Origin of the sequence: Scandinavium sp. UTDF21-P1B (assembly GCF_040750395.1) — a bacterium.
In the GTDB taxonomy this organism is placed as follows: domain Bacteria; phylum Pseudomonadota; class Gammaproteobacteria; order Enterobacterales; family Enterobacteriaceae; genus Scandinavium.
The window spans coordinates 1-1,864 of record NZ_JBFLVD010000040.1; the positions used below are offsets into that span (position 1 = coordinate 1).

At 41.1% G+C, this 1,864-nt stretch carries 1 protein-coding gene and 1 pseudogene; both read left to right on the forward strand.

Features of this window, described 5'->3' with window-relative positions:
• Positions 1-555 precede the first annotated feature (555 nt).
• Positions 556-1,467, forward strand: a complete 912-nt coding sequence (locus tag AB1287_RS22045; protein WP_435619113.1) for a leucyl aminopeptidase — start codon at positions 556-558, stop codon at positions 1,465-1,467.
• A 104-nt stretch (positions 1,468-1,571) separates the two neighbouring features.
• Positions 1,572-1,844, forward strand: a pseudogene (locus AB1287_RS22050) (helix-turn-helix domain-containing protein); the annotation flags it as partial.
• Positions 1,845-1,864 lie beyond the last annotated feature (20 nt).

The window sequence follows — 1,864 nt, forward strand, 5'->3', positions numbered from 1 at the left end:
CCAGATTTTTGCAACAGAGCCTTTTTTCGGACTGCGTAATACTAAAAATAATTTCAGGCATTAAAAAAATGCGTCATCATTCTCGCAGGCACATCCATTAGCAGGATGGTATTGTGCTGCCCCCCATGGATCCTTTGTTAACGGTGATAAAGATCACATCTTTTCATTTCCTGACAAACTGGTCGCATAAAAACAATGCAATTTTTGATGTTATCCGTATGTTAATAATGACGCGTCACTGTACGACGACGCTGAGATGAAGACAGAATCTATCCAGTAAATACAAATAAGGTGAGCAATATGGAAAATAAAGAAATCGATCTGAGTCAGTGGTTTGAAGAAGAAACTCACGATGCCGCTGTCGAAATGATGGAGGCGGATGCGGTTGTCCCGTTTGGAACGGCTCTCTGGCTTTAATCATTTACTCTGGCAGGAGATACTCCTGCCTTTTACCATGAGGTAATGGTATATGGAAAAATCAATCGATAATATGTTTTACTGCCTGACACACCACCCTGAACTTAGCGAAAAGATAAAAAAAAAGAAAAAATATCCGTGTTTCTTGGATATGATAATGATCATGAGTCCCTTAGTGAAGCCATAAAGATAAAATCGATAAACACCTTGTTTAAGGTGGATACAAAAAACATAGAAATCCAGCCAGCCAGAAAAACGGAAGAGCACATAGCGCTCTGTGATATTTTCATGCTTGTTTACTCGTCATCAACAAAAGAAAATCATCAGGTAATAACGCCAGATTTCATTACACCATTAAAACCCATTCTTACCACTCACTGGAAAAAATCCATTCTTTTTAAAGATTATGGCGAGTTCTTCAGTGAAGCTTTCTCAGAGCATCCTGACAGGATAGAGCAAAGAAATAACCGCCTGATAAAAATACTCAGTAACGCAGAAACAATAGTATTCGAGGATGAGCGGGGCAATAAGTTACACGGAACGCTTGAAAACACGCATAAATGGACATCGGTTTCAGGGAAAGGAAACATAGATATCACCCCTGGTGAAATAGCCAGTCACGTGAGAAATCTTAATGGTGAAATCGTCTTTAGCGGAACATTTTTAAGCACTATCCCTTTCGCAACAAAGTACGGAGTAGCAAAAAACCTTGTCACGTTAAAAATAGAAGACAGTAAACTCATCAGTTTCGAGTCAGACAATGATAAATTTGGTCGTGATTTCAGAAATTATCTGGATAACAATGAAGGAAACCGTATTATAGAAGAATACGGTATCGGCACAAACATGGGTGTTAAAAAATTACACGGAAGGAATGCAGGCTTTGAAGAGAGGCATCCCGGACTACATCTCGGGTTTGGCGGCGGAAAAAAAGGAAGTCACCATCTTGATATGATCTTTTCTTCAGGGAAAATATATGCAGATGATACGTTGATTTTTGATAACGGCTTCGACGACAACCATCTTGAATATCTGTCAAATATTCGTTAATGTGTATTAGTCGCGACTTGATCTGACATATGACCTTGAAAGGTTGAGAGTTACCGGTTTTGATATGGGTGTCGAATCCTTATACAAAACACGAGGTAACTCTCATGCTTCATACTACCAATCCCGTCATCAAACACAAAACGGGTTTGCTCAATCTGGCTGAAGAACTCAGCAACGTCTCTAAAGCCTGTAAAATAATGGGCGTCTCCCGTGATACGTTTTACCGTTATCGCGAACTGGCTGATGAAGGCGGTGTGGATGCGCTGATTAACCGCAGCCGGCGCGCTCCCAATCTCAAAAATCGTACCGACGACGCAACTGAACAGGCTGTCGTTGATTATGCTGTCGCGTTCCCTGCCTATGGTCAGCACCGGAGCTGAATCGCCACGGGTTTAAC